Source organism: Povalibacter uvarum, from assembly GCF_014202975.1.
GTDB classification, from domain to species: domain Bacteria; phylum Pseudomonadota; class Gammaproteobacteria; order Steroidobacterales; family Steroidobacteraceae; genus Steroidobacter; species Steroidobacter uvarum.
The window spans coordinates 1,097,063-1,119,003 of record NZ_JACHHZ010000001.1 but is presented as its reverse complement, the minus strand read 5'-3'; the positions used below and the strand labels follow the sequence as shown (position 1 = coordinate 1,119,003).

General features: G+C 63.0%; 18 protein-coding genes. 14 read left to right on the top strand and 4 right to left on the bottom strand.

Annotation, left to right across the window (positions count from 1 at the left end):
* Positions 1–24: 24 nt before the first annotated feature.
* Positions 25–708, bottom strand: a complete 684-nt coding sequence (gene rrtA / locus HNQ60_RS04775; RefSeq protein ID WP_184329846.1) for a rhombosortase — start codon at positions 706–708, stop codon at positions 25–27.
* A 35-nt stretch (positions 709–743) separates the two neighbouring features.
* Here rrtA and gspG point away from each other — a divergent pair, with 35 nt between their 5' ends.
* The 13 genes from gspG to HNQ60_RS04710 all read left to right on the top strand — a co-directional run bounded on the left by gspG (position 744) and on the right by HNQ60_RS04710 (position 12,379).
* Complete coding sequence (gene gspG, locus HNQ60_RS04770) at positions 744–1,193, top strand: type II secretion system major pseudopilin GspG (RefSeq protein ID WP_184329845.1); 450 nt, start codon at positions 744–746, stop codon at positions 1,191–1,193.
* Positions 1,194–1,251: 58 nt separating this feature from the next.
* Positions 1,252–1,917: a type II secretion system minor pseudopilin GspH gene (gspH, locus tag HNQ60_RS04765; protein ID WP_184329844.1), complete on the top strand. Its 666-nt coding sequence runs from the start codon at positions 1,252–1,254 to the stop codon at positions 1,915–1,917.
* Between the two features lies 1 nt (position 1,918).
* Complete coding sequence (gene gspI, locus HNQ60_RS04760) at positions 1,919–2,494, top strand: type II secretion system minor pseudopilin GspI (RefSeq protein ID WP_184329843.1); 576 nt, start codon at positions 1,919–1,921, stop codon at positions 2,492–2,494.
* Positions 2,494–3,123, top strand: a complete 630-nt coding sequence (gspJ, locus tag HNQ60_RS04755; protein ID WP_184329842.1) for a type II secretion system minor pseudopilin GspJ — start codon at positions 2,494–2,496, stop codon at positions 3,121–3,123. The genes gspI and gspJ overlap by 1 nt, the downstream gene beginning before the upstream one ends.
* Positions 3,120–4,088 (top strand): type II secretion system minor pseudopilin GspK, encoded by a 969-nt coding sequence (gene gspK / locus HNQ60_RS04750; protein WP_184329841.1) that lies wholly within the window; start codon positions 3,120–3,122, stop codon positions 4,086–4,088. The genes gspJ and gspK overlap by 4 nt, the downstream gene beginning before the upstream one ends.
* Entirely contained in the window at positions 4,088–5,350 is a 1,263-nt protein-coding gene (gene gspL, locus HNQ60_RS04745) for a type II secretion system protein GspL (protein ID WP_184329840.1), read from the top strand. Before gspK ends, gspL begins: the two co-directional genes overlap by 1 nt.
* Positions 5,351–5,366: 16 nt before the next feature.
* Positions 5,367–5,864, top strand: coding sequence for a type II secretion system protein GspM (gene gspM / locus HNQ60_RS04740; RefSeq protein WP_184329839.1), 498 nt, complete (start codon positions 5,367–5,369; stop codon positions 5,862–5,864).
* Positions 5,865–5,877: 13 nt separating this feature from the next.
* Positions 5,878–6,618, top strand: coding sequence for a type II secretion system protein N (locus HNQ60_RS04735; RefSeq protein WP_184329838.1), 741 nt, complete (start codon positions 5,878–5,880; stop codon positions 6,616–6,618).
* 118 nt (positions 6,619–6,736) lie between these two features.
* Complete coding sequence (locus tag HNQ60_RS04730; RefSeq protein WP_221304010.1) at positions 6,737–7,933, top strand: ABC transporter substrate-binding protein; 1,197 nt, start codon at positions 6,737–6,739, stop codon at positions 7,931–7,933.
* Positions 7,934–8,043: 110 nt separating this feature from the next.
* The gene (locus HNQ60_RS04725; RefSeq protein ID WP_184329837.1) at positions 8,044–9,072 is read left to right on the top strand and encodes an ABC transporter ATP-binding protein; all 1,029 of its coding nucleotides are present in this window, start codon (positions 8,044–8,046) and stop codon (positions 9,070–9,072) included.
* Positions 9,069–10,016 (top strand): ABC transporter permease, encoded by a 948-nt coding sequence (locus tag HNQ60_RS04720; protein WP_184329836.1) that lies wholly within the window; start codon positions 9,069–9,071, stop codon positions 10,014–10,016. The genes HNQ60_RS04725 and HNQ60_RS04720 overlap by 4 nt, the downstream gene beginning before the upstream one ends.
* A 9-nt stretch (positions 10,017–10,025) precedes the next feature.
* Positions 10,026–10,829 (top strand): ABC transporter permease, encoded by an 804-nt coding sequence (locus HNQ60_RS04715; protein ID WP_184329835.1) that lies wholly within the window; start codon positions 10,026–10,028, stop codon positions 10,827–10,829.
* 125 nt (positions 10,830–10,954) lie between these two features.
* Positions 10,955–12,379, top strand: a complete 1,425-nt coding sequence (locus HNQ60_RS04710; protein WP_184329834.1) for a gamma-aminobutyraldehyde dehydrogenase — start codon at positions 10,955–10,957, stop codon at positions 12,377–12,379.
* Between the two features lie 56 nt (positions 12,380–12,435).
* Here HNQ60_RS04710 and HNQ60_RS04705 read toward each other — a convergent pair whose 3' ends face one another.
* Positions 12,436–13,059: an Npun_F0296 family exosortase-dependent surface protein gene (locus HNQ60_RS04705; RefSeq protein WP_184329833.1), complete on the bottom strand. Its 624-nt coding sequence runs from the start codon at positions 13,057–13,059 to the stop codon at positions 12,436–12,438.
* A 310-nt stretch (positions 13,060–13,369) separates the two neighbouring features.
* Here HNQ60_RS04705 and HNQ60_RS04700 point away from each other — a divergent pair, with 310 nt between their 5' ends.
* Entirely contained in the window at positions 13,370–15,787 is a 2,418-nt protein-coding gene (locus HNQ60_RS04700; protein ID WP_184329832.1) for a S8 family peptidase, read from the top strand.
* A 92-nt stretch (positions 15,788–15,879) separates the two neighbouring features.
* Here HNQ60_RS04700 and HNQ60_RS04695 read toward each other — a convergent pair whose 3' ends face one another.
* Together HNQ60_RS04695 and HNQ60_RS04690 are read right to left on the bottom strand one after the other, a co-directional pair.
* The gene (locus HNQ60_RS04695) at positions 15,880–19,254 is read right to left on the bottom strand and encodes a UvrD-helicase domain-containing protein (RefSeq protein ID WP_184329831.1); all 3,375 of its coding nucleotides are present in this window, start codon (positions 19,252–19,254) and stop codon (positions 15,880–15,882) included.
* Positions 19,244–21,898, bottom strand: a complete 2,655-nt coding sequence (locus HNQ60_RS04690) for a hypothetical protein (RefSeq protein WP_281382652.1) — start codon at positions 21,896–21,898, stop codon at positions 19,244–19,246. The genes HNQ60_RS04695 and HNQ60_RS04690 overlap by 11 nt, the downstream gene beginning before the upstream one ends.
* Positions 21,899–21,941: the final 43 nt, after the last annotated feature.

Here is a 21,941-nt window from a genome sequence, read left to right as displayed (position 1 = left end):
CCTGTCGAGAAAAACGGCGCGCGATTATAGCGATCGGGGGCGCAGTGACCAGCGTTGCAAGTACAGGCAGATCCCTAATCCCGCCAGCAAGCCTCCGAGTGCACCGTAGAGATGGGCATCGACGATCACGTTCATGTCGCCAGAAAGTGGCAGCGCACCGCGCCATTGTTCCCAGGCCAGTTTGCCGACCAGCACCGCGCTCAGGGATCCCGCGAGCAGCCTGGATTCATGCCTCCACCAGCTCACTGCCCCCGCGGCCAGTGCGCCGTGCAACAGGCCGGAAAGACCCACATACCAGGTGAGTTGTGGCTCAAAAAGAACAAACCCGAGGTCGATCGCGGCGATGCTCGCGGAGCCCACGATCAGCCACTGCCTGAGGGAGTAGTCACGGGGAAACAGCCCCGCGATCAAGCCGAGGCCCGCCACATTTAATAGGAGATGCGCCAGCCCGCCATGAACGAAATGCCCCGTCAGCAGCCGCCACCACTCGCCCGCAAACACGGCCTCACGCTCATAACGCAGCGCAAGACGAGCGCCCTCTCCGCCCAGCGCCAGCAGAACTGAAACCCCCGCCGTCAGTCCAACCAGCCAGAGGGCCCGCAGAACGCCGGCGGCCGGCTCGGACACCGCTGAAACTGTCGGGCTCGGGCGACCTTCACTCATGATTTCATTGTGCTTTGTTATGATCCGGCGCGCCGCATCGGCCATGACCGCCGATCGTCTATAGATAAGGACTGAATGACATGACCCTCAGCATCTCCCCTGCAATTCGCGATCCGCGCCGCGCGCGTGGCTTCACCCTCATCGAAATCATGGTGGTGGTGGTGATTCTCGGCATCCTTGCGGCCATTGTGGCGCCGAACGTCATCAGCCGCATCGACGATGCCAATGCCGCGAAGGTGAAGCAGGACATCCGCAACTTCGATACCGCGCTGAGCATGTTCCGGATGGACAACTTCAAGTATCCGACCACCGAACAGGGATTGACCGCGCTCTCGACCCGGCCGAACGACACGACCGTGCGTAACTGGCGCGAATACATGAAGTCGGTGCCGAAAGATCCCTGGGGCAACGATTACCAGTACCGTAGCCCCGGCGAGCACGGCGAGTATGACCTGTTCACGCTCGGCGCAGACAACCAGGAAGGCGGCGAAGGCATCAACACCGACGTCGGCAACTGGACCCTGCAGTGACATAGACGCCAGAAATTTTCTGAACCCGCCGACCGGCGATTGCGCTGGTCACCTCTGAATGCCAGGCATTCGCCCTTCTCTCCCGATCACTGGCTGTCGCGCATTCCCGCGCGACGCAGCGGGCTTCACGTTGATGGAGATCCTCGTCGTCATCGTAGTGATCGGCGTGATCGTCTCCGCGGCGACGCTCTCAGTGAACATCCTCGGGCGCGATCGGGAATCGCAGGAAGAAATGGAACGCGTCTGGGCCGTGTTGCAGCAGGCGCGCGAAGAGATGGAGCTTCAGGGCCTGGACCTCGGCATGTTCGTCTCCACCAGGGGCTATGAGTTTCTGCGGTTCGACGGACGAGAGAATCGGTGGATGCCGATGGAAGGCGACCGGCTGTTCGCAACTCGCGAATTGCCCGAGGGCCTGCGCTTCCGGCTGTGGGTCGAATCGCGAGAGATCGTGATGAAGCGTGACGGCGCGGTGGATCGCGGAGACCGCGACGAAGACAAGAAATGGCCGCCGCAGATCATGGTGCTGTCGAGCGGCGATATCATGCCTTTCGAGTTGCAACTCGAAAGAGATTCCGAGCCTGCGAAGTGGCGCGTGGAAGTCCTGCCCGACACCGATCTGCGCCTCGAGAAGCGCGAAGACACCGAGCCCTGGCAGGTCGTTGCGCAGACCAAGCCGCCGGAAGACGAGAAAGACAAACGCGATGCGACCAAGGCGAGACGCTGACATGCGCATTCGAATCCTCGGCTTCACCCTCCTGGAAGTCCTCGCCGCGCTCGTGATCGTGGCGCTCGGCATGCTCGGCGTGATCGAAGCCGTGAGCCAGACGGCGAGCAACAGCAGTTACATTCGCGACAAGACGCTCGCGCACTGGGTCGCCATGAACCAGCTGACGCAGGCGCGTCTGTCGCAGTCACCGCCGAAGATCGACAAGTCGTCCGACGAAGTCGAGATGGCGGATCGCCGCTGGCGCTGGACGATGGAAGTGACGCAGACACCGGTCGAAAGCGTGCGACGCATCGACATCAGTGTCCGTCTGGAGGATGCGGACGAGAATTCCTCGCTCGCCACCGTGACCGGTTTCTATGGCGCCGCGCTTGCCCAGCCCGGCAGCACGATCGTGATGTGGCAGTCGTCGGACGAAGAACAGAACGGCGGCGAGAACGGTGGAAAGGACGACGACAAGAAGGACGACGACAAGAAGGACGATGGCAAGGACAACGAGCAGCCGCCGGAGCCGCCGACTTCACCCGAACCGGGCGACGGCGGTGAGCCTCCTCCGCAACCGGAGCCGAGCGAGTGATGGGCACCGCACCGCACTCTGTCACACGCAGTAGCGGCTTCACGCTGCTGGAGATCCTCGTCGCGGTCGCGATCTTCGCCCTCGTCGGCATGCTTGCGCTGGGTGGCTACAGCCAGCTCATGTCACAGAGCGAGCGTATCGACGAAGGCGCAAAAAGGACTCGTGCTATCCAGGCTGCTGTCATGCGGATGACACAGGATTTCGAAACATTGGAGCCTCGCGCAGTGCGTCCGGCCATGGGCGAGGAACTGCAGCCGGCACTGCGCGCCACCAAGGGCACGGATGACGCGATTGAACTCACACACTCCGGCTGGAGCAATCCGGCTGGCGTTCCCCGGTCGACGCTCCAGCGCGTGTCCTATCGGCTCGAAGATACCGATCTCGTGCGCGAATACTGGCATGTGCTGGACCGCACACAGACCGTCGAGCCCGTGAGCGTGGTGCTGCTCGACAAGGTCAAGAGTGTGTCGGTGCGCTACCTCGGCGCCGATCGTGACTGGAAGGATCAATGGCCGCCGCTCGGATACTCAGGTGTGAATGTGCGGACGGCACGACCGCTCGCAGTCGAAATCACGCTCGAGCTGGAAGACTGGGGCGAGATCAAGCGGCTGGTGGAGGTGGGTGGATGAACCCGTCGTCGCTCATCAGGCGCGGAACACAGCGCGGCGTTGCATTGATCACGGCAGTGCTGGTCGTTGCGCTCGCCACGATCCTTGCGGTCAACGTCGGATTCAAGGGTTACCTCGATCAACGCCGCACCGTCACGATGTTCTCACTGGACCAGGGTTTCCAGATCGCCATGGGGGCGGAAGCGTGGGCCGCCGACATCCTCAGGAAGGACACTCTCGGCGGTTCGAAGGTCGACGATTTCACGGAGGAATGGGCGATGCCGATGCCGCCGATCCCCGTCGATGGCGGCGAAGTTTCCGGTGGCCTCGAAGACATGCAGGGACGTTTCAATCTCAACAGCCTGGTGAAGTTCGAGAACGGCACGCTCGTGCGGGACGATGAAGCCGTCGAGCGATTCAAGTTGCTTCTCGGCATCCTCGAGCTCGAAGAGAAATGGGCCGACATGATCGTCGACTGGCTCGACAGTGATCTGGATCCCGGTTTTCCCGACGGCGCGGAAGACAGCGTCTACACGTCGCTGACGCCGGCCTATCGTCCGCCGAACATGCGCATCACGCGTGCGAGCGAGTTGCTTGCCCTGCATGACTTCGGGATCGAACGCTATCGAAGGCTCGAGCCGTTCGTTACCGCACTACCGGTCGGCGCCAAGATCAATCTCTGCACTGCGTCGCCGGAGGTGCTCGATGCGCTGCTCGGCGGCAACCGCGAGTTCACGCTTGCGCGCGAGAACGTGATCGAGCTTCGCAAACAGCGCTGCTATCCGAGCCTGCAGGAATTCCCCCTGGAAGCAGGCAAGAAGAGCCAGCTGACCGAGGGCAATGTCATCGGCGAAAGCAGCAATTACTTCCGCGCGAACATCTGGGTCACTATTGGCACTACCCAGTTCACCCTGTACAGTCTGTTGTACCGCACCGGCCAGTCGAACCTGGTCAGCCCCATTCTAAGAAGCTTCGGAACCGCCTGATGACAGAAGCTCTGGTCATCCGACTCAACGCTGCCTCCAAGCCTGCCGATGTCGCCGATGGCTGGATCGCGCAATGGCTCGCGGTCGACAGCACTGGGGCGCGGCATGGCAACGTTCAATCAGGCCCGCTTGCGAATGCCGCTGCGTTTAGCGGTGGGCGCCGGGTGATCGTCATCGTTCCAGGCACCGACGTCTATCTCGCCGAGCCCGTATTGCCGGTGAAGAGCGGCGCGAAGCTCTTGCAGGTCGTTCCCTTCGCGCTCGAAGAGCAGATGGCGACCGACATCGAGGACCTGCATTTCGCCGTGGGCAAGCGGGATGATCGTCCCGGCACACCCGTCGCCGCCGTTGCTCGCGATCAGATGGATACATGGCGCGACGCACTCAGCGCGGCGAATCTTCATGCAGATGCGATATACGCGGAGACCACTGCCCTCCCCGTTACTCCCAACGGCGTCACGTTGCTCGTAGACGGCGCACGCGTATTCGTGAAGCGCGAGTCCGGTCAGGGCGCTGTGCTCGATGTTCAGCCACTGATCGAAGCCGTGCAGCTCGCGCTTGCAGCGGGCGATGATTCGCGTGAGCACGTAACGATCTACCTGACCGAAGACGTGTACGAGCGCGACCGCGACCTTTTCGAGGGTCTGCGTGAGTTCACCGCGAGTCTGCAGCTCAAGCTGTTGCCCGACGGCCCGCTGCCGTTGCTCGCTGCGAACGTGATGCAGGGTTCATCGATCAACTTGCTGCAAGGCGCTTATGCGCAGAAGACGAAGCTGCGGCTGTCGTTCCAGCCCTGGCGTTACGCAGCGATTCTGGCGGGTGTCTTCCTGGTGGCTCATTTCGCGGTCAAGGCGTGGCAGATCGTCGATCTCAAGCGCGATGAAGCGCGCCTCGACACCGAGATCGCCCAGCTCTATCAGCAAACCATGCCGGGCGCGCCGATTCCGGATCCCCTCGAGGCGCGTAAGCAATTCGAAATGCGCCTCAGTGCACTGCGCGGCGGCGGCGAAGTCAGCGGCGGCATGATGACGACGATGGGCGTCCTGCGAGACGCGATCGCGCAGACCCCCGGAGTGACCGTCGAAGCGCTTTCCTATCGCGACAACACGACCGACGTGCGCATCTACGCGACTTCGGTCGATGAGCTGGACAAGATCCAGCATGTGGCTTCGGAGCGCGGGCTCGTCGCTGAAATTCAGTCCGCCAATCCACGCGATTCCAAGGTGGAAGGCCGCATGAAGTTCAAGCAGACCGGGACCTGATCAAGGACGCGACGCCATGCAGAAGATCAAGGACTGGTTCAATTCCCTCAAGCCGCGCGAACGCGCGATCGTCTCGGGCGGCGCGGTCCTCGTCGTTCTGGCCGCGCTCTATACGTTCGCGCTCGCGCCGTTCTACAAGACGCTGCACGACCGGAGCGAGCGTGTCGCGCGCAAGGAAAGCGACCTCGCTTACATGCGCAGCGTGGCGGGCGAGCTTCAGACGCTTGGTGCCAATCAGCCGATCGGTGCCGCGCCCACTGGCGAATCGCTCGTCGTCCTCGTCGACCGCACTGCACGTGAATGCGGGCTCGGCACTTCGTTGACGGGCCAGACACCGAACGGTGAGACGGGCATCCGCGTGCGGCTCGAATCGGCAGCATTCGACGTGCTGGTGAAGTGCCTGGGCAATCTCCAGCAGGTCCACGCCATCAGCATCGAATCGGCCTCCTTTGATCGCACGTCGCGCTCGGGGCTGGTCAATGCGAATCTCGTGTTGAACCGGGCCGCGAGCTGATTCTCCCTCCCGCATGAAAAGAATCTGGCCGCTGGCCGCGCTCGGTATTGTCACTTACCTGGTGCTCGTGATCGTGACGCTGCCCGCCAGCGTCATTCTGTCGCGGCTCCCGCCCCCGATCGCAATCGCCGGTGTCGAAGGCACCGCCTGGAATGGACGTGCGCAGATCGTCCAGATCGGTCCAACCCAGCTTGGCAATGTCTCCTGGAACCTGCACGCACTGCCGCTCTTCATCGGACGTCTCAGCGTCGATCTGAAGGTCGCTCGCCGCGATGGCTTCGTTGAGACCGGTCTGTCGGTTCCGATGACGGGCGGAAAGCTCACGCTCACGGATCTGACGGCGTCCATGCCGCTTTCCGCATTGCCGCCTTCGGCAGCGCCCGGCTGGACCGGCACGATCAACGCCAAGATGACGAAACTCGTACTGGAGAACGGCTGGCCCGTAGAGTTGGACGGGACGGCCGACGTCCTCGACCTCACGGGTCCCGCGCGCAGACCGGCCAACATGGGCAGCTATAAAGTGATCTTCCCCCCTGACGCAGCGGGTGAGGAACTCGTCGGTGCCCTGTCCGATCAGGGCGGCCCGATGGAGATCGCCGGCAATATCCGGCTCAAACCCGACCGCAGTTACCTGATCGAAGGCTCGATCGCCGCCCGCCCTGAGGCCGGATCCTCGATTACGGACTCGTTGCGATTCCTCGGCGAGCCCGACGCGCAAGGACGGCGTCCCTTCTCTCTCGCCGGCACGATGTAGACGACACTCCCCGTCGCGGCGCTACACTCTCCTTCGAATCCTCAAGCCAGCGGCGGCCGGGGATGAGTCGCATCTCAAGTCCGCGTGATCCCAAGATCAAATCCAACGGGGAGTCTTTATGCGATCTGCCATCGATCCGTCTGCTCGTCTGTTGCTCATGGCTTCCATTGCACTCGCGGTGACCGCTTGCGGCAAGAAGGAGCCGGAACCCCCCGCTGCGACCGCTCCGGCGGCCACTGCCACCGCGGCGCTGGAAGGACAAGTCGATATTGTGGCCTGGCCTGGCTACATCGAACGCGGTGAAACCGACAAGAACTACGACTGGGTCAGCAAGTTCGAAACGGACACCGGCTGCAAGGTCAATGTGAAGACCGCCGGAACGTCGGATGAGATGGTCTCGCTGATGACGCAAGGGGGCTACGACCTCGTCACGGCCTCGGGCGATGCGTCGTTGCGACTGATTCGCGGCGGCACCGTGCAGCCGGTGGACGTTACCAGGATCCCTTCGTACGAAACGCTCGACCCGCGCCTGAAGGAAGCGCCGTGGCATTTCGTGGACGGGAAGCACTACGGCGTGCCTTATCAATGGGGCCCCAACGTGCTCATGTACAACACGAACGTCTTCAAGACCGCGCCCACCACCTGGGGCGTGCTGTTCGCGGATCAGAAGCTTGGGGACGGCAAGAGCAACAAGGGACGCATCCAGGCGTACGACGGACCGATCTACATCGCCGATGCCGCGCTCTATCTCATGAGCACGAAGCCGGATCTCGGCATCAAGGACCCGTACGAACTGACTGAAGCGCAGTACACAGCGGCGTTGGAGCTGCTTCGCGGCCAGCATCCGCTGGTGCAGCGCTACTGGCATGACGCCAACGTTCAGGTCCAGGACTTCACCAACGAGGGCGTCGTCGCGTCGAGCTCGTGGCCTTTCCAGGTGAACACGCTCGTCGCCAACAAGCAGCCGGTCGCGAGCACGGTGCCGGCCGAGGGCGCAACGGGTTGGGCCGACACGACGATGCTCCACACGCAGGCCAAGCACCCGAACTGTGCTTACAAGTGGATGGAATGGTCGATCAGCGCGAAGGTCCAGGGGGATGTCGCCTCGTGGTTCGGCTCGCTGCCAGTCGTGCCCGCCGCCTGCAACGGCAACGACCTGCTGGGCGCAGAAGGCTGCAAGAACAACGGCTTCGAGAACTTCGACAAGATCCACTTCTGGCGCACGCCGGAAGCTCGCTGCGCAACCCAGGGCGACGCCTGCATCCCCTACAGTCGCTGGGCGACTGATTACGTAGCCATCATGGGCGGGAGATAGCTCAGGACCCGAGATTTCACACGGAGTTCACGGAGATCACGGAGCCATCAGAGGTTCTTCAGATCTCCGTGGCCTCCGTGAGCTCCGTGTGAACTCCGCTTCTTTCCCGCATGACTTCCGCCATTGAGTTCAAAGATGTCTCGCGCGTCTACGGTGACGTGCGAGCGGTCAATGGCGTGTCGCTGCGGATTGCGACCGGCGAGTTCTTCGCCATGCTGGGACCGTCCGGCTCGGGCAAGACCACGTGCCTGCGACTGATTGCAGGATTCGAAGCGCCCGACAGCGGTGCGGTGTTGCTCGACGGACAGGATGTCACGTCGCGCCCTCCTTACGAGCGCGACGTCAACACGGTGTTCCAGGACTACGCCCTCTTCCCTCACATGAGCGTGCTTGAGAACGTGGCCTACGGGCTGCGGGTACGCAAAGTCGCCGGCGCGGAGCAAACGCGCCGCGCCATGGAGATGCTCGAACTGGTGAAGCTCGGTGCACTGGCTCAGCGCCGACCTTCGCAGCTATCCGGCGGGCAGCGCCAGCGCGTGTCGCTCGCTCGCGCGCTCATCAACAAGCCACGAGTGCTGCTGCTGGACGAGCCCCTCGGCGCGCTGGACCTGAAGCTGCGCGAAGAGATGCAGATCGAACTGAAAAACCTCCAGCGCCAGCTCGGCATCACATTCATTTTCGTCACGCACGACCAGGGCGAAGCGCTGTCGATGGCCGACCGCGTTGCCGTCTTCAATCAGGGCCGCATCGAACAGCTGGATACGCCGCGCATGCTTTACACGCGTCCGGCGACTTCGTTTGTTGCGCGGTTCGTCGGCAGTGCCAACGTGGCTGAAGGTGAGCTCGCACGCCGCCTGATGGGAAGTGCTGAACCGTTCGCAATTCGTGCCGAGAACATCCGCATCGCATTGCCGGGCGAGTCGCAGGACGACAATGTCATCCGCTGCAATGGCAAGCTGCTGGATGTTCAGTATCACGGCGCAATGAGCCGCTGCCAGGTACAACTCGATACAGGTGAGATCTTCGCGGCAGCGGTTTCCGAACACTCCGGGAACGGACGATTCGCACCCGGCTGCGCGGTGGTTCTATCGTGGACCGCCAGCGATGCGGTGCAGCTCCGCAGCGAGCCCGCTGCATGAACGCCTTCGCGGCCTCAGCGCCCTTGCAGGCTGGCTGGTCGCGTCGAGCGTCGACGTTTCTCCATGGGCGACCGGGCTTCTATCTCAGCCTGCTGTTGCTCCCGCCGCTTCTGTGGTTCGGCACGGTGTACCTGGGCTCACTGTTCACGCTGCTGGCCAACAGCTTCTACGCGATCGACGAGTTCACGGCGAAGATCGTCTACGAACCGACACTGGCAACCTTCAAGCAGGTGCTTACGCAGCCAGCGCATATCGACATCATTGTTCGCACGCTGGTGATGGCAGTCGCTGTGACTATCGCTTGCGCGGTGATCGCATTTCCCGTCGCCAACTACATGGCGCGTTACGCCTCGCCGCGAATGAAGGCGCTTTTCTACGTCGGCGTGATGCTGCCGATGTGGACGAGCTACTTGGTGAAAGTCTACGCGTGGCGACTGATCCTCGCGAAGCAAGGCATCCTGAGCTGGTTCGTCGATACGCTCGGGTTGACGCCAGTGCTCGAAGCCGTGTTGCGGCTGCCCGCTGTCGGCGGACCTTCGCTCGCCTCGTCGTATCTCGGCATGTTCATCGTGTTCGTCTACATGTGGCTGCCCTACATGATTCTGCCGCTGGCAGCCGCGTTGGAGCGTGTTCCGGAATCGTTGCTGCAAGCTTCCGCGGACCTTGGGGCGAGACCGTCGCAAACATTCCGGAATGTCGTGGTGCCGCTCGCGCTGCCAGGACTGGCTGCAGGTTCAGTGTTCACGTTCTCGCTCACGTTGGGCGATTACATCATCCCGAGCGTCGTGGGCGCGCCGGGGTACTTCATCGGCATGATGGTGTATCAGCAGCAAGGTACTGCCGGAAACATTCCGTTGGCCGCGGCCTTCTCAGTCGTGCCCATCGTGCTGATCATGATCTACCTCACGCTTGCCAAGCGCGCAGGAGCATTCGATGCGCTCTAGGGGCACGAGATGAGCCGCAGCGCACTGAATCGGCCGTCGCTCGGTACGCGCATCGGCGCGTTCGTCGGTCTCGCGTTTCTGAATGTACCGGTGCTGGTGATCATTCTCTACGCATTCACGACCGACGATCGGACGTATGCATTTCCGCTGCCGGGTGTAACACTGCGCTGGTTCGAAGCAGCGCTTGCACGAAGCGACATCTGGGCAGCGATGCGCCTATCATTGAGCGTTGCAGCGCTTGCGACCCTGCTGGCCATGATTCTCGGATCGTTGACGGCGCTGGCGATGTCGCGTTCGCGCTTCTGGGGAAAGGAAGCGATCACTTTCATGCTCGTCCTGCCGATCGCGCTTCCCGGCATCGTCACCGGCCTCGCGCTGCTGGCCGCCATCAAGGCGGCACGTATCGACCCTGGGTTCTGGACCATCGTCGTAGGACATACGACATTCTGTGTCGTGATCGTCTACAACAACTTCGTCGCCCGGTTGCGTCGCATGCCGCAGAACTGGATCGAGGCGTCGATGGATCTCGGTGCCGACGGGTTCCAGACATTCAGGCACATCGTGCTGCCTCACGCCGCAACGGCATTGCTTGCCGGAGGCATGCTCGCGTTCGCCCTGTCGTTCGACGAGATCATCGTCACGCTGTTCACCGCGGGGCACGAAAGAACGCTGCCGATCTGGTTTTTCAACGAGCTGTTCCGTCCGCGCGAACGACCGATCACCAACGTGGTCGCTGTCGTCGTCATGATCGTGACGCTGATCCCGATCCTGCTGGCGTACTATCTGACGCGTCCGACGGAGGAGAGATCATGAGACGGAGTTTCACACGGAGTTCACGGAGACCACGGAGATTGGAAGCTCCGAAAGAATGCCCTCTCCGATCTCCGTGTACTCCGTGAACTCCGTGTGAAATTTCTGAGTCCGCATCCGAGGTCGACATGAACACCAAGCTGCTCATCAACGGTAGGTTCGTCGCCGGCAAAGGCGCGAAAGAGGAAGTGCTCGATCCCGCGACGGGCAAGGTGATCACGTCCATCGCGGAAGCATCCGACGAACAGATCGAGGCGGCGGTGGAAGCGGCCGCGAAGGCGTTCGACGGCTGGTCCGCGACCGTGCCGAAGGATCGCGCTGCCCTGCTTCTCAGGATCGCGGATCACATCGAGGCCGATGGAGAAGAATACGCGCGGCTGGAATCGCAGAACTGCGGCAAGCCTTATGCGTCCGTGCTGGCGGATGAGATTCCGGCCATCGCGGACGTGTTCCGCTTCTTCGCCGGCGCCGCTCGAGCCCAGCATGCCGCCGTTGCTGGCGAGTACCTGCCCGGCTTCACGAGCATGATCCGTCGCGATCCGATCGGCGTCGTTGCCTCCATCGCGCCGTGGAACTACCCGTTGATGATGGCTGCCTGGAAGCTGTCCCCCGCACTGGCGGCCGGAAACACGGTCGTCATCAAACCCTCGGAACAGACGCCGCTGACGGCGCTGAAGCTGGCGGAGAAGTTCGCCGAGATCTTCCCGCCGGGTGTCGTCAACGTGATTTACGGGCGGGGCGCGTCGGTCGGCGCATCGCTGATCGCGCAGCCGCGAGTGTCCATGATTTCGCTGACCGGGGACGTGGGGACCGGCGAGAAGGTCTTGCAGGCTGCGTCGAAGAGCATCAAGCGAACGCACCTCGAACTGGGCGGCAAGGCACCGGTCATCGTGTTCGACGACGCGGATGTCGAGTCTGTCGTCAGCGGAGTGCGCACGTTTGGTTTCTACAACGCGGGACAGGATTGCACCGCGGCCTGTCGAATCTATGCGGGACCGAAAATCTACGACAAGCTCGTCGCGGACCTGACGAGCGCCGTGGCTTCGATCAAGGTCGGCAAACAGAAGGACGAAGGCGTCGAGATGGGCCCACTGATCAGCGCCAAGCAGCGATCCCGCGTCGCGGGCTTCGTCGAAAGGGCCGCGGAGAAGAAACACATCGAGGTCACCACAGGCGGCAAGGTCCGCGGCGGCGGTGGCTTCTTCTATGAGCCGACCATCATCGCCGGAGCGAAGCAGACCGATGAAATCGTGAAGCGCGAAGTCTTCGGCCCGGTCGTCTCGGTGACCCGTTTCAAGGATGCGGATCAGGCGATCACATGGGCCAACGACTCCGACTACGGCCTCGCCTCCTCCGTATGGACGAACGATGTGGGCAAGGCGATGCGCGTCGCGTCGCGGTTGCAGTACGGCTGCACGTGGATCAACACACACTTCATGCTGGTCAGCGAAATGCCGCACGGCGGCATGAAACGCTCGGGGTACGGCAAGGATCTTTCGATGTATGCGCTCGAGGACTACAGCGTCGTGCGCCACGTGATGGTGAAACTCTGAAAAGAAAAACCCGCCACGAGGGCGGGTTCTTCACGCCGACCGGCAGGGAGAACCGTTCAGCGTTTGCGGCGGCGGACCAGGCTCGCGCCGAGCAGGCCCATGCCGAGCAACCCGAGCGTCGCAGGTTCCGGAACGTTCGTCGTGCGGGCGAAAGCATGATTGTCCATCTCGAAAGCGTAGTTCGTGGTCAGGAAATCGATGCGATCGAACGTCGTGTCGAAGAAGAAGTTGACGTAGCGGTTCGAGCCGGCCGCCGTCTGGTTGCCGAGCGAAGTGCCGGTGGCAATGACGTCGAGGCCGGTGATCGTCGCGACGAGCGAACCGTTGCTGTAGAACTTGAGCGAGTTGTAATCGTCGATCGAGCCCCAGTACAGGCCGAAGTAGTCGTACGCAGTGCCGTTGCCGGCGTTGAACGTGCCGATGCCCGTCTGATCCGGATACGCGACGCTGTAGTAGTACGTCGAATCGCCGGCCGGTGCGGCCGTGGTGGAGGACGAAAAGTTGATGACGCTTCCGGCACCCGTGTAGTTCGCCGGCTTGCCGTTCTCGAAGTCGTAAACCGTTGCACCGGCGACCTGTGTGGTCATGCCACTGGTGAAGGTCGTGATGTAGGCGGCATTCGCGGCCAGCGAGGTGCACGCCAGTGCGACGGCCGTGAGTGTCTTACCGAGCAGCTTCATTGCAGTTCGTCTCCTGAAGTTTTCATTCTCGAGCCCGATCCCGGGCTGCGATTCTCGCAGTCTTCATTGCAGCAATCGGGCCAGCGGCGTAACTGCCTGATTCGCAAGAAAGCGGAATCTCCCGGGAAATCCGCGGTGTCAGGTGCATCGACGTTCGCGTCGCGATGCTCTGAACATAAGCGCCGTCGGAGTGTGACCGGCATCACAAGCCGATCCGCGGCGCTCCAGTCCCCTTTCGTACACTGCCGGCGCAGCTCCGCAGGGCACATGCTGCGCCGGCCAGTCTCTTTATGTTCAAAGGAGCAACATCATGGCAGGCAAGCGCGGAACCCCAACGACGAAGAAGAAGCGTCCGGCCGCGGCATCGACCCGAAAAGCGTCCAGCGCGGCATCTGTTTCGATCAAACGCGCGGGTGACGAGCCGAACGCGGGTCGTGCGAAGACGATCCTTTACGTTCACGGCATCGGTAACAAACCCGCGGCCGAAGTTCTCAAGTGCCAATGGGACGACGCGCTGTTCGGTTTCAACCTGGGCGAGCGCAGCCGGCTCGCCTACTGGGTCAATCGGATGTTCTACCCGGACCCCGTCAAGGCCTCGTGCAAGATGGCTGACGCCACGCAGGATGTGGCATCGGCGGCGGCGGGCGCTGTAGCCATTCGAGCCCTGGCGGATCCTTCCGAGGGCGTTGAGCCGCTGCTGCCTGAGGATGCACAGAAGAAGCAGGAACGCGCGGTACTCGAGCGCATCGCGGAGAGAACCTTGCGCGGAGCAGCGCCGGTTGAAGGCCTGGACGCTGCTGACTATCACTTGAGAGTGCTTCCTCTGCCTGCCCCGCTGCGGGAGTTTATTTCCCGCCGCATCACGAAAGCGTTCCTCAAGGACGTTCACGAATTCCTGTTCATCAAAGAGCGCCGCGAGATCATGCGTGAGAGCGTGCTGTCGCGCCTGCGTACGGGCGGAGGCCCATTCATCGTCATTGCTCACAGCCAGGGGTCGATGATTGCGTATGAGGCGCTGAGCAGCCTGACAGCCGCCGACGGTGTCGAGATCGATCTGCTCGTGACCATCGGCTCTCCTCTCGGGCTGCAGGAAGTCCAGGATCAGCTCAAGGTCATCACGAACCAGAAGAAGGGACTCGCGGTACCGGCCGTCGTGAAGCGCTGGGTGAATGTCGCCGATCCTCTCGATCCGGTTTGCGCCGACAAGCGCCTGAGCGGCGACTACTCATCGACGAACGGTGTCGGCGTGGAGGACTTCGTGCAATGGAACGCCGATTCGCCCAAGGATCCGCATTCAGGCAGCGGCTATCTGCGGCTCTCCGAGGTTCGCGGCCCTGTGCGCGATGCGATCGACCGTGATCTGTTCCAACGAATTGCGCCGTTCACGATTGCACGGGATCTCGTCGGGCAGATGGAAGGCGGTGCCCAGGAAGAACGGCACGCCGTGCTCATCGAGCTGCGCGACCAGTGGGACAGTCCCGGCCAGTCACGCGCCGCCGACGAGGTTCGTACGGACGTGGTCCGCTGGATCACCAGCTCGCTGCGAACGGCGAAGCCGAAGCTGACACCGGATGATGTCGATCTGGAGGCGTTGTCTGGCTACGTCGCCGCTCGATTGACGCGCTCCGAAGTCGAGCGGATGTCGGCGGAGCTGCATCTCAACTCCGTCTACCGCGTCTTCCGCAATGCGCGCAAACGCGCCCTCCTCGATCAGTCCATCAACGTCCTGCAATGCGCGACCGCGCATCGCGGCTACGATTCACGCGGCCAGGGGATCACGTGGGCAGTGCTGGATACCGGCATCGACCCGCTGCATCCCCACTTCGGCTACGGCACCGATTGCTCGAACATCGGTCGTGTCTATGACTGTCTCAAGCCGGGTGCCATCGCCGAATGGAATCCGAAAAGCCATCCCAAGCTGGGTGTCGACCGCAACGGCCACGGCACTCACGTCGCGGGAATCATTGCGGGGGGCATGCGCGACTTCGGCATCAGCGGCATTGCGCCGACCGTCCGGTTGAACTCGTACAAGGTGCTCGATGACGACGGGCGCGGCACGGATGCCAAGATCATCAAGGCGCTCGATCACATCTTCGAAATGAACCGCAACTCGGCTTCGCTCGTCGTTCACGGCGTGAATCTCAGCCTCGGCGGTTCGTTCGATCCCGAAGCTTTCGGCTGCGGTGACACGCCGATCTGCAAGCAGTTGCGCAAGCTCTGGCGGCAGGGTGTCGTCGTCGTGCTGGCGGCGGGCAACGAGGGCTATCTCGAGCTTCAGCAGGGTGACGAGGTGATCGGCCTGAACACCGATCTCTCGATCGGCGACCCGGCCAATCTCGACGAAGCCATTGCCGTCGGGTCGATCCACAAGTCGAAGCCGCACCTCTATGGCATTTCGTACTTCAGTTCGCGCGGCCCGACAGCCGATGGCCGCTGCAAGCCGGACCTCGTCGCGCCCGGTGAGCGCATCGTTTCATGCCGGGCAGGTGCCAAAGCGACGAAGAACATGACTCGCAACAGCATGTACGTAGCCATGAGCGGCACGAGCATGGCGGCGCCGCACGTTTCCGGCGTCGTCGCATGCTTCCTGTCCGCACGGAAGGAGTTCATAGGCTATCCCGATCGCGTGAAGGACATCCTGCTGGGGGCATGTACCGATCTGAAGCGCGATCGGATGCATCAGGGGGCGGGGATGCCGAATTTGGTGAAGATGCTGCTGGGAAGCTAGGGGAAGCTGCAAGCGATGAGCGATGAGCCAGAGAGAAGGCAGTAAGGACAAGAGGCTGCTGGCGACTGGCTGCTGGCCAGAGGCAGCGGAGATCAGGTGAGCCAGTCCAGTTGGCGTTTTTCGTCCAGGGGGACTTCGCGCCATTCGCGCATGAGTGGGAAATAGAGGGCTGCGCGGACGGTTTGCTTAGGCCGATAGAGTCGCATGAGGGAGGCGTAGCGCAGGAGCTGGTGGCGGTAGCGGGCGACTTCTTCGTCGAGGAAGGCTGAGCGGCCGCCGCCTTCGTGGGTGCTCGTCTTGAAGTCGATCACCCAGCGGGTCCCCTGCTCGTCGACGAACGTCCGGTCGATGATGCCTTCGACGATGCTTCCGGCGAGGACGCCGCTGAGTGCGAGCTCGGAAGCGGCGTCCTGGATTCCTCCGTCCAGACCCAGTACCCATCGACCCCGTTTGTCGCTCAGCGTGTGCTGGAGGGCTGCGATCACTCGATCGCTCCCGCTCTCACAACGATCCGGAGGCACACCGAGCTCTGCGAGCTCCAGCAGCAGCCGACTGCGGGATGCGGGTGCCGAATCGCTCGATGTGCACATCCGTTCCAGCTCCCGATGCACGAGCGTGCCGACGTGCCGGCTCGTCTCGGAGACCCAGTCGAAGATCGGTCGTTCGGCTTCCAGATCGACGATGGGTGCGGCGGTGACGTGCAGCGGCTTCTCGGCGGCAGGTGGCGTCCAGTCGAGCGGCACGCGATGCAGCTGCTGCATTGGAGCGGCAGACGCGGGCGACGACGCTGGCGCGCTCGGTGCTTCTGCATCGAAGTACGGGGCCACGGCATGCCACAGCATGCGAAGCATCGACCCCTTTGTCGGTTCGCGCAGCGTGAGCTCACCGCCGCGGTCACGGGCCTGCACAGTGCCCAGCAAGTGCAGGGAATGCTTCGCGCGCGTCGCTGCGACGTAGAGCAGTCGTCCGCGCTCCCTGATGATACGTTGACGCTCGAGCAACTCGATCCAACGGTAGACGGGGTCGCCTTCGCTGCCCTCTGCCTTGACGGGAGCAAAGACCATTCCTCCGCCCTCGCCTGCGATTCGCGTCCAGCGCAGCAGCTCGCGATCTTCCGTGCGCATCTGTCGCTGCAGACCCGGCAGGATGACGGTCTCGAACTCGAGACCTTTCGCGGCATGGATCGTCATGATCTCGACACGGGCGTCGCCATGCGTCTGGCCGCTCGCGAACAACCGGTCGAGCTGCTCCTCCAGTCGCGCGACATCCTCCAGATCGCCGGCGACTTCGATATCGTCGAGGCGGCCGAAGAAGGATTGAGCATCATCGAGATCGCTCTGGCGTGAGAGCGTTGCGGGCCCGCCGAGCGCGTTCCAGGTTCGCTCTACCCAGATCCGGAGCGGCCAGCGACCACGTTCCTGAAGAGCGGCACTCAGGATCTCGTGCACGCGACTCAATCGCGACTGCCCATTCTCTGACAGGCTGCCCGCGTCGAGCTCTGCCCTGATGCCTTCCTCCAGCACGAAACTCCCGTGTGCCGCGAGCGCATGCAGGTCCGCCAGCGTCAGGCCGCACCAGGGAGCCCGCAGAACCGCGAACCAGGCGGTGCGATCCGCGAGATGAACAAGTGCACGTGTGAGCGCAATCAGATCCTGCACTACGGGGCGCTCGCGCAACTGCTCGATCTCGACAGCGCGAAACTCCACGCCGGCGGCAGCAAGATGCTGCGCGATGAGTTCGACGTGCGTTCTTGCCGTCACCAGGATGGCAATTCGTCCTTCGAGATCCTGTTGCAGGGAGTCGCGGACGATTGAAGTGACCTTCTGTGCTTCGGCACGTGGGTCTGTGTTCACGAATGCGTGAACGTGAACGCCGCCCGCATCGCCGGCGAGAGCCGCTGTGCTCGCGCTGTATCGAACAGCACCCTGCTCGGCATCGTTTTCCGGTGCGAGCACGTCGGGGAATGTCGTGTTGACCCAATTCACGATCACGGGCAGGGAACGGAAATTCGCTTCGAGCCTGAGCGGCTCCAGTTGCAGGTGGCCCAATCCTTTCTGCTGCAGCCCGATGAAGAGTCCCACCTCCGCCTGGCGGAAACGGTAGATGGACTGCATCGGATCGCCGACGCAGAAGAGCGTGCGGCCATCACCTTGCTGCCAGCCACCCGTCAGTCGCTCGAGCAGGTCGAGTTGCGCGAAGGACGTGTCCTGGAATTCATCGACGAGGATGTGCTGCAGCCGATAGTCGAACGCGAGCGCGAGATCCGTGGGTTCGTCGGGAGTACCAAGCGCACGCAATGCCCTCAATGCGACTTCGACGTAGTCCGCTTTGCCCTGCCCCTGGAATTCGAGCTGGAGTTCGGCGACTGCAACGGGCAGCAGGTCGAGCAGCGCCTGTAACGCACGCCACTGCTCGTCGCTGTACGTCGCATCGGGAAGCGTCCGCAGCTCGAACAATCGTTCGCAAAGCGCCGGATGCGTGCCCAGCCAGCGCAGCGCCGACAGCATTTGCTCCTTGCGGTCGCGGTTGGTCGTCGGAAATCCGTGCACCTTCGTGACGGTCTCGTACAGCTCGCCCTTCGTGTTCTTTTTGAACAGCATTGCGACCAGCGCGCGCCACGCGTCCAGCGATTCGCTAGTGGCATCCGGAGCCGCGGGCCGTGACAGACAGCTTTCCAGCAGCGCCCGACGCACCGGGTCGAGATCGCCGCCGAGAAGATTCCCCGCGGCATACTGCAAGAGATCGAACAGCTCGCGTCGCCGGACGTCACCCAGTCCTTCGCACAGCAGCGTCAGATGCCGTTCGACGATGCGCTTGAGCGTGCTCTCAAGCACGAACCTCAGATTCTCTCGCGCGTTCGCATTCACGATCGGATGCAGCCACTGATCGCGCTTCGCAAGCAGGTCGCTCAGAAGCTCTACCAGCCGGTCGACACGGTTGCCGAGATGGACCACGAGAACTTCGAGCCGCTCCGCCACGGCGGAGTTGTCGCCAAGTCGCTCGACGAGGCGCTGGCCCGCAGCATCATAGAAAGGCCGGGGATCAGTCGTAGGCTCCAATGCCGCGCCGGTTCCTGCGAGCACCGGCAATCTCCGCGCGAGCGAAGCGTTCAAGGCATCGATCGTCTGGATGCGTAGTCGCGCGGGATGTTCGGTCAATCGCCAGCCGTGGCGTGCGTCCGTGTTGCGAACTGCTCTGGCAAGTTCCCACGTCGATCGCTTGTGCGGCGACTCCGGCGGCGCTCCTTGCGCGGCATCCAGTGCGAGAAGGATTCGCGATCGCATCTCCGCGGCGGCTTTGCGCGTGAACGTGATTGCAAGGATCTGCTCAGGCGATTCGACGGTCGCCAGCAGCCGCAGATAGCGCTGCGTCAACAGTTCCGTCTTGCCCGATCCCGCAGGTGCCTGAACGATGAACGATCGTTGTGGATCGAGCGCAGCGGCGCGGGCTGAAGCATCACTCGTCATCGGTGACGCCCTCCTCGCCTTCAGCAGCTGGTGCCTCGTGAATGCGGCAGAGCGTGCTCAGGTGGCACGTCGCACATTCCTGCGGGAGTGGATCGACGACCGCATCGCCGGCGACGTAGCGCTCCGCGAGCCGCGTCAGCGTGAAGCGCCAGTGATGCATGAGCGCATCCCAGTCCGCCGGATCGCCCAGATCGATGCGCAGGCCCATCGGATACGGCACGATGCCGCTGCCTACGGGCGTGCCGTTGCTCCAGCCACGATACTCGACCGATGCTGGCGCCAGCACTGCGTATGCGAGCGCACTCAACCGCTCCGCGTGCGCAAGGCCGTAGAGAGGCAACTGGGGGCGCGGCGGCCTGCCCGGCACTGCATCGAGCCACTTGCGGGGCTGGTGCGAATCACCGAGCTTGTAGTCGATCAGCAATTGTCCACCGCCTTCGAGCACATCGATGCGATCGGGGCGCAGCGTGATCGACAGCCCGCCGATCTCGTACTGCTCCGATGTCTCCGCGAGCTCGACCGTGAAAGGCGGGCGCAGTCGCTCCTGGACCATCAGCCTGCCTACGAGCTGAGTAACGCTTTCGATCTCGAGCATCGCGAGCCGTGTGCGCGACGGCGTATCGGGAGCGACTGCCTCCATCGTATGACGCTGCGCGCTGTCGCGGATGCGTCGTGCGAGTTCCGCGTCATCGATGGCAAGGAGTTGGTCGCGGCTTCGCAGCGCGCCCCAAACGTCGGCGAGCACGCTGTGGAGAATTGCGCCCCGATCGACGGGCTGGATACCTAGAGAGATTCGCGGAAACTGCGGCGCCCGCAAGCGGACTTCGCCTTGAGCGCGGAACGGACAACGCGATTGCAGTTCGAGCGTGCGTGCGCCACCTCTTGCGGCCTGGGGCGGCAACGCAGGCGCGCGATCGTCCCGCAAGGATTCAAGGACCGGGCGATTCTCGAACAACTGTCGTCGCAGTGAAGCGCCCACCGCATTGACCGGGCCGGCTTCGCTCTCCTCGAGTCCGGCAAGCAGCGGACTTCGATTCAGCTCGATATCGCCATCGCGTTCCGGCCAGCTGAGTACGACCACGGGCGAGCAAGTGAGCCATCGCCGCAACTGCACACGAGCGTGGTCGAGAACGTCCGCTGCCGATGCTTCCGGTACTCGCGCGGCGCGCTGCAACTCGAGCGGAATCAGGGGATCGGGTGACACGGGCGCCGGCCACCGATCGGCATCGAGGCCACATACCCACAGCGCATCGAACTTCATTCCAGCGCTGGTAGCTGCATCGATGACGGTGATCGCGGCGGCTGTGGTCTCCGGTTCGAAAGGTGTGTCGTTGACCAGGTCCTGCAGGCGCGAAAGTGCGCGTCCCAGACCGATCCGGCCCATCACCAGGTCGAGCGCGCCGAAGTCAGCCAGGACCTCCTGGAATTTCTCCAGCGTCTGGTACTCGACGCTGCTCAATGTCCGTTCGCCCGGCCAGCCCAGCGTCAGCCAGAGTCTGTGAAATCGCTCGGCCCACTCGCTCGGAGTTGCTGTCGAAGGACCTTCGCGTAGAAGTACATTCAGATCGCGTGCCGCGAGATTCAGTTGATCGCAATGCGTCTGCGCGGCCCAGCGCTCGAGCTTGAACCAGTCCCAGCGATCGCGTTGATCCTCTCGCAGACGAAAGTCGGCGTGCGCGCGGGCTGCTCGCTCCGATTCGCCGCCCCTGAGAAACGGCGATCGCAGAATGCGGCCTGCCTGCGCGCTCGACACATCGCCCAACGCGATCCGCAGGATCAGCAATGCAGCATCGACCAACGGATAACCAGCCAGGGGCCCGGGCGCCGCAATCACCACCGGCAGCGATATTGCGGCGGCCTGCGTGTGTCGCGCGCCGGGCGCCAGCACATCTTCGAACACGCGCTGGATCTCGTCCCTGCGCTGCTGCAGGTCGGGAACGATCACCCCGACGTTGGTCGCGCCCGCCCGCACCTGATCGCGTGCCCACTGAGCCGTCAGCTCGATCTCCGTCGCTGCGTCCGCCGCGCCAAGAAGTTTCGCCGCGCCTGAATCGGCTGCCTGGATTCCAGCATCGACGAGCTGACCCGCCGCATGCCACCGATCGAGCAGTCGCGACATCGCGGGTGTGGTCGAATCGAACCCGGCGATCGCGATCTTCTCCGTCGGCACGAAACCGGAATCGAACGCCCATTGCGAAAGGCGGCTGTCATCCAGCGTCTCCAGCTTCTGGCAGCGGCGCTGATACTCGCGACACCATGAGAGCAGCGCTTGTGCTTCCGGCGCTTCAGATGGCAGCAGTGCTTCGACGGGAATCAGGTAGTCGTGCAGTCGTCGCCAGCTGCGGGCCGCGAGTCGCGCCGCGCTGGAAGGATTGAGCAGGTCGCTCGCTGCGGGGCTCGTGGAGACGATCTCGTCCCAGAGCACGCGAGCCTGTGCCGGTCGAAGAATGCGTGCGCGCGCCGAACGAGACGCGATGTACTGCTGGCGCAGCCATGAATCCCAGGGCAGTGCCTTGGGGGTCAGCCAGACACTCTCGCCGGCCTTCCGCGCCTCATTGGCAAAACTCAGCCGCACCGCGTGCGCCAGACGGCGGCTAGCAGTGAGGACGGTGACGCCTTGTTGCAGTAGGAGGTTGAGGGACAAGGTCCGTGGACGAGTGACGAAACGAGGCAGTGATGATGCCAGA

What these genes read in the sequence shown, in the direction of transcription:
- HNQ60_RS04715 (WP_184329835.1), top strand. Translation starts at nt 10,026, where the DNA reads ATGAGCCGCAGCGCACTGAATCGGCCGTCGCTCGGTACGCGCATCGGC.
- HNQ60_RS04725 (WP_184329837.1), top strand. Translation starts at nt 8,044, where the DNA reads ATGACTTCCGCCATTGAGTTCAAAGATGTCTCGCGCGTCTACGGTGAC.
- rrtA (WP_184329846.1), bottom strand. Translation starts at nt 708, where the DNA reads ATGGCCGATGCGGCGCGCCGGATCATAACAAAGCACAATGAAATCATG.
- HNQ60_RS04730 (WP_221304010.1), top strand. Translation starts at nt 6,737, where the DNA reads ATGCGATCTGCCATCGATCCGTCTGCTCGTCTGTTGCTCATGGCTTCC.
- HNQ60_RS04735 (WP_184329838.1), top strand. Translation starts at nt 5,878, where the DNA reads ATGAAAAGAATCTGGCCGCTGGCCGCGCTCGGTATTGTCACTTACCTG.
- gspI (WP_184329843.1), top strand. Translation starts at nt 1,919, where the DNA reads ATGCGCATTCGAATCCTCGGCTTCACCCTCCTGGAAGTCCTCGCCGCG.
- HNQ60_RS04695 (WP_184329831.1), bottom strand. Translation starts at nt 19,254, where the DNA reads ATGACGAGTGATGCTTCAGCCCGCGCCGCTGCGCTCGATCCACAACGA.
- gspL (WP_184329840.1), top strand. Translation starts at nt 4,088, where the DNA reads ATGACAGAAGCTCTGGTCATCCGACTCAACGCTGCCTCCAAGCCTGCC.
- gspK (WP_184329841.1), top strand. Translation starts at nt 3,120, where the DNA reads ATGAACCCGTCGTCGCTCATCAGGCGCGGAACACAGCGCGGCGTTGCA.
- HNQ60_RS04710 (WP_184329834.1), top strand. Translation starts at nt 10,955, where the DNA reads ATGAACACCAAGCTGCTCATCAACGGTAGGTTCGTCGCCGGCAAAGGC.
- gspM (WP_184329839.1), top strand. Translation starts at nt 5,367, where the DNA reads ATGCAGAAGATCAAGGACTGGTTCAATTCCCTCAAGCCGCGCGAACGC.
- gspJ (WP_184329842.1), top strand. Translation starts at nt 2,494, where the DNA reads ATGGGCACCGCACCGCACTCTGTCACACGCAGTAGCGGCTTCACGCTG.
- HNQ60_RS04705 (WP_184329833.1), bottom strand. Translation starts at nt 13,059, where the DNA reads ATGAAGCTGCTCGGTAAGACACTCACGGCCGTCGCACTGGCGTGCACC.
- HNQ60_RS04700 (WP_184329832.1), top strand. Translation starts at nt 13,370, where the DNA reads ATGGCAGGCAAGCGCGGAACCCCAACGACGAAGAAGAAGCGTCCGGCC.
- HNQ60_RS04720 (WP_184329836.1), top strand. Translation starts at nt 9,069, where the DNA reads ATGAACGCCTTCGCGGCCTCAGCGCCCTTGCAGGCTGGCTGGTCGCGT.
- gspG (WP_184329845.1), top strand. Translation starts at nt 744, where the DNA reads ATGACCCTCAGCATCTCCCCTGCAATTCGCGATCCGCGCCGCGCGCGT.
- gspH (WP_184329844.1), top strand. Translation starts at nt 1,252, where the DNA reads ATGCCAGGCATTCGCCCTTCTCTCCCGATCACTGGCTGTCGCGCATTC.